This is a genomic window from Streptomyces sp. NPDC058812, from assembly GCF_042744565.1.
Taxonomy (GTDB): Bacteria; Actinomycetota; Actinomycetes; order Streptomycetales; family Streptomycetaceae; genus Streptomyces; species Streptomyces thinghirensis.
Window position 1 is genome coordinate 1 of record NZ_JBHYOB010000050.1, and the last position, 5,195, is coordinate 5,195.

At 68.1% G+C, this 5,195-nt stretch carries 3 protein-coding genes; all 3 read right to left on the bottom strand.

The annotated features are described in order from the left end of the window. The coding region (locus ACFW48_RS38285; RefSeq protein WP_386323234.1) for a LacI family DNA-binding transcriptional regulator at positions 1-338 on the bottom strand (338 nt) is incomplete at its 3' end. 86 nt (positions 339-424) lie between these two features. After that, on the bottom strand, positions 425-4,714 hold the full coding sequence (locus tag ACFW48_RS38290; protein WP_386323236.1) for a discoidin domain-containing protein: 4,290 nt from the start codon (positions 4,712-4,714) through the stop codon (positions 425-427). Between the two features lie 320 nt (positions 4,715-5,034). Next, positions 5,035-5,195: substrate-binding domain-containing protein (locus ACFW48_RS38295; RefSeq protein WP_386323238.1), on the bottom strand; the 161-nt coding region annotated here is incomplete at its 5' end.

Genomic DNA, 5,195 nt, shown 5'->3' on the forward strand with positions numbered 1-5,195 from the left:
TGCTGCTGCAACAGCAGCTCGACGTAGTCGGCCTCGGAGACGCCGCCCTTGGTCTGGGTGCACAGCACCGGCGTCAGCCCCTGCTGGGCCAGGGCCCCGCCGATGACCTCGGCGAACGCGGGAAAGATCGGGTTCTGCAGCTCCGGCAGCACCAGCCCCACCAGCCGCGCACGCTCACCCCGCAACTGCGTCGGCCGCTCGTATCCCAGGACGTCCAACGCGCTCAGCACGGACTGCCGGGTCGCCTCCGAGACCCCCGGTTTGTCGTTGAGTACCCGGCTGACCGTGGCCTCGCTGACCCCAACCTTCTTCGCTACTTGAGCAAGTCGTCGCGTCACATACGCAAGACTAGCGCAAGCCTCCGCAAGAGGCTTGCGCCAGTCTTCGATCCGTCCGACACGTCAGCCGCCGTGTCGGCGACGGCCTACGGGTTTCTGATGATCTTGAAGGTGGACGTCGTGTTGAGTATGTCCACGGCGTTGTCGCTGAGCTTCAGCCCGTTGAAGACGACCTCACCGACCGCCGGACCCTGCCCCGGCTCGGGCATCTCGTTGGCCCAGAGGCCGAAACCGGACTTGGCGTCGAACGCGTCACCGCTCTTGCGCGCGCCCGAGATGGTGACATCGGTGAAGACCGTGTCCTTGATCGGGAACTGCGGCTGGCCTCCCACGTAGTTCGTCTGGAACATGATTCCGCTGTAGGTCGGATCGACGATGTCGACGTTGTTGACCCGGATGCCCTGGAACACCTTGGACGCCGAGAACACCCAGATGCCCGGGAAGGTCTGGCCTCCCCAGAAGTGACCGCCGGCCCGGACGATCGAGATGTTCTCGAAGGTCGTCGGATCCGTGCCGAAGCCGTTCATCGGGTAACCGAAGTCCAGCGAGCTGATGGTGATGCCCGAGTAGACCAGGGTGTCCGCGATGTGGATGTTGCGGAAGGTGTTGTTGTAGCCGCCGTAGACGGCGAGACCCGCGGCGCGCCAGGTCAGCGTCGTCGTGAGGTTCTCGTACAGGTTGTTCTTCATGTCCGCGCCGCCCGCGTCGATCGCGGAGAACAGCGCGAAGCTGTCGTCACCGGTCGCCCTGGCGTCGTTGTTGGACACGAGGTTGTCGGTCGAGCCGTTGGTCATGTTGACGCCGTCGGCGAACATGTTGCGGATCCGGGAGTTCTTGATCGTGACCCGGTCCGTGTTGGCGCCCCAGTAGAGGCACACCATGTGCTCGTTCCAGATGTTGTCGATCACGATGTCCGACACGTTGGAGAAGTCGAACACCTTGCCCGGCCCGTCGATGCGGCTGGTGTAGTTGCCGAAGTAGGCGAAGTTCGCGAACGAGGAGCCCTTCGCCGTGGCGTCGGCGCGGAAGCCGACATCGGTGTTGTCCTGCGTCGTGGGCGCGTGGAACCGGGTGAACCACGGACCGGCGCCCACCACCTTGACCGCCTTGCCGTACACCTGGAACTTGCTGGACGTCTGGTAGTCGCCGGGCGGCAGGTACACACCGACCAGCTTGCCGGAGGCGTCCATGCGCACCCGGTCGAGGGCGTTCTGCACGTCCTGGTGCGTGAACCCGGTGGGCACCGCGTACGCCGCCGGGTCCGGGTTGGTCACCGGGGCGACCTGCTCCAGGTTGACGAAGTCGATCGCGTAGTCGGTGCTGTTCGCGGCGTCCTTCTGGAGCCGGATCCTGCTGCCCGCCGGGACGGTCTCGCCCAGCATGATGTGGGCCTCGTCGTAGATGTGACGCGGTGCGCCCGCGCCGGGGGAGTTGCCGGGTGCTGCCTCGTTGCCGTACAGCCAGGCGTACTTCGAGGTGAGCGGCAGCGCCTTCTTCATGACGCCGTCGACGTACACGTTGATCGTCGAGTTGATGCCGCCGCCACCCGGCGCGTCCGGAATGGAGAAGCGGGTCACCAGGGTGTTGGTCTCCGCCTTCGTGGTGAACTCCACGTACTCACCGGTCGCGTCGAGGTGCACGGCCTTGCGGCCGGACGCCTCGCCCGCGATGTCGCCGATGGTCCGGTTGGGCCCGACCACCTCGGCGCCGCCGCCGACCGTGCCGTCCTCCGCCTCGTACATGTCGTACGGCATGTTGGCGCCGCGCCCGACGAACAGCGGCCGCGTGGAGGTGTTGTTCTCCCGCTTGACCGGCAGTTCGTTCGCGTCGTCGGCGACCGTGACCTTCAGGGTGTACGAGCCGTCGGCCGCCTTCCAGGTGCCGAGGCTCACGGCCGGGGCCGTGGTGCCGGCGGCGATGACGCCGGAGTGCGCGCCGGTCAGCGTCTTGACCGTGGTGCCCTTGGAGTCGACCAGGGCGAGCGTCACCGCGTGGCTGCCTCCCGCCGAGTCCTGGGTGCCCTGGTTCTTCAGCGCGACCTTGAAGGCCACGTCGTCACCGGCGGCCGGGCTGGAGGGCGAGGTGGTGACCGACGTGGCGACCAGGTCGGAACTCTGGACCGGCTTGACCACCAGCGGTTCGGGCCGCGTGTAGGTGTTGTTGGTCTCGTTCTGCTCGGTGATCTCGTCGGCCTCGTCGGCGACCGCGCTCAGTTCGTAGGAGCCGGCCTCGCGTGTCCCGATGGACGCGCTGACCGTGCTCTGCGCGTCGGCCTCCAGGGCGCCGACCTCGGCGGTGGCGACCTTGGTGTCGCCCAGCCGCAGGGCGACCGTGCCGGCCGGGGCGTTCGCCGGGCCGGTGTTGCGGACGGTGGCGGACACCGTGATCTCGTCCGACTCGACGGGCGAGGCGGGCGAGGTGGTCAGCTTCGTCACCTCGAGATCCGGGTTGGGCGCGGGAGCGCCGATGACCTGGAATTCGGCGATCTGCCCGGCCGTCGCCCCGGTGTTGGACGTGAACCTGAGCTGGACGTCGGCGATCCGGTCGTCGACGGGGATGGTCACGCTGTTGCCGCCGCCGGCCGGGTCGAAGACGTAGTCCTTCGCGGCCACCAGGCCGGTGAAGCCGGACGCGTCCTGCTCCCGTCCGAGCACCTGGATGTTCTGGGTGCGCCTGGACCAGCTGGTGTCGGGGTTGAGCTTGAGGACGACACTGTCGACGTCCGCGTCGGCGCCCAGTTCGAGGGTGAGCGTGTTCGGGTAGCTGCCCGCCGCCCCCTCCCAGTAGGTCGCCGTGCTGTTGTCGTTGGCGTTCTGGGCGACGTAGGTGTGGATGAAGGACGAGGCGCTGATCGGCTTGCCGACGGCCAGATTCGATCCTCCTCCGCTGCCGGTGCGGGTGACCGGGTTGCTGTTGCCCGACTGGTTGCCGGCCGCGTCCTTCGCCCGCACGTAGTAGGTCACGTTCGCGGACGCCGGCTGGGTGTCGGTGTAGGTGGTCACGTCGCCGGCGACGCTCTTGCGGAGCTTGTTGTCGGCGTAGATGTCGTAGCCGGTGACGCCCTTGTCGTCCGTCGAGGCGTCCCAGGTCAGCTTGATCTGACCGGCGGTCGGCTCGGCGAGGGTGAGGTTCGCGGGCGCGGTCGGCGCCTGCGTGTCACCGGTGTCGGCGCGGCGGGTGACCGGGTTGCTGTTGCCCGACTGGTTGCCGGCCGCGTCCTTGGCACGCACGTGGTAGGTGACCGTCACGTTGGCCGGGCGGGTGTCGGTGTAGGTGGTGACGTCGCCCGCGACCGTGGTCAGCAGGTCGCCGTTGGCGTAGATGTCGTAGCCCGTGACGGCCGTGTCGTCGGTGGCCTCGTTCCAGGTCAGTCTGACCTGACCGGTCGCCGGCTCGGTGAAGGCGAGGTTCGCGGGCGCGGTCGGGGCCTGCGTGTCGCCGGTCGCCGGGCCGTAGACCTCCAGCTCGGAGACCTGGGCGGCCGGCTGACCGGTGTTGGCCGTCACCAGGACGCGGACGTACCGCGTGGTGGTCGCGTCGAAGGTGATCGTGGCCGACTGCCCGCCCGCCGCGTCGAAGGTGTACGCCTTGGAGACGGTCAGGTCGGCGAAGTCCGAGCCGTCGTCGCCGGCCTGGACTTTCAGCGTCTGGCTGCGGGCAGGCCAGCCGTCCGGCAGACGCAGCACGACGCGGTCGATCCGACGGGACGAGCCGAGGTCGGCCTGGAGCCACTGCGGCAGGTCGTTGTTGGAACTCTCCCAGTAGGTGGCCTTGTTCCCGTCGTTTCCGTTCCCGGGCGTGTACGCTCCCGTGGAACTGCTTGCCGTCAGCCGGCGGCCGGCGGCGAGGTTCGTGGACGCCTCCCCGGCCGCGTGCACTTCCAGCTCGGAGAGCTGGGCCGCCTGCCACCCGGTGTTCGCCGTGACATCGATCCGCACGAACCGGGTCCGGGTGGCGGGAAAGCTCACGGTGACCGTGTTGCCCGACCCCGGGCTGAAGGCGTAGGTGGCGGAACTCTTCAGCGTGCTGAAGCTCGTGCCGTCGGCGCTGCCCTGGACCGAGAGCGTCTGGTCGCGGCTCTCCCAGCCGGCGGGCAGTCTCAGGACGACCTCGTCGATCCGCTCGGTGGTACCGAGGTCGGTCTGTACCCACTGGGGCAGGCTGCTGCCGCCGCTCTGCCAGTACGAACCCTGGTTGCCGTCGGTGATGTTGGCGGCGCCGTACTCGCCGTGCGAGCTGCTCGCCGCCGTGGGGTCTCCCACGGCGATGTTGGGGCCACCCGCTGCCGTGGCCGACAGCAGCGGTCCTCCCAACGCCAGGAGACTGGTCGCGACCAGCGTGCACAGGGCACGTGATCTCCAGTTCCGGTTTCTCATCTGTTCTGTCCCCGATCTCCGCCTCGCGCCGCAGGGTCACGAGGCACGGCTCAGTCGGATGCGCTCATCAGGTAGACACTCAATGTTCTCCGTCATTTACGTTGAGCGCTCAGAGAGTTGCAGAGAACTGTCGAGTCGTCCACAGGGAAGGCAAGGTGAACTCAGCACCGTGCGCGGGGGAGTGTTCTCTGTGGTGACCGGGAGAGCCCCGGTTGATGCCCCGGATCAGGGGCTTTCACGGGCTGCGTCGGGTAGCCGCAAGCCACTGCCAGTTCCCGCAAGGAGCTTGCGGCCAGGGAGCCGGGGTGAGCGTCGTCCTGCTACTTGGCGGATGCCTGTGCGGTGGAGCCGCGGACGACGAGTTCGGGCTCGAAGAGCAGCTCGCCGTGGGGGACTTCGGTGCCCTGGATCTGTGCGCAGAGGAGGTCGACGGCGGCGCGTCCCATGGCTTCGATGGGTTGGCGGACGGTGGTGAGCGGGG

Bases quoted from the DNA above. Each gene is read 5' to 3' on its own strand.
- ACFW48_RS38290 (WP_386323236.1), bottom strand. From the start codon at position 4,714: ATGAGAAACCGGAACTGGAGATCACGTGCCCTGTGCACGCTGGTCGCG.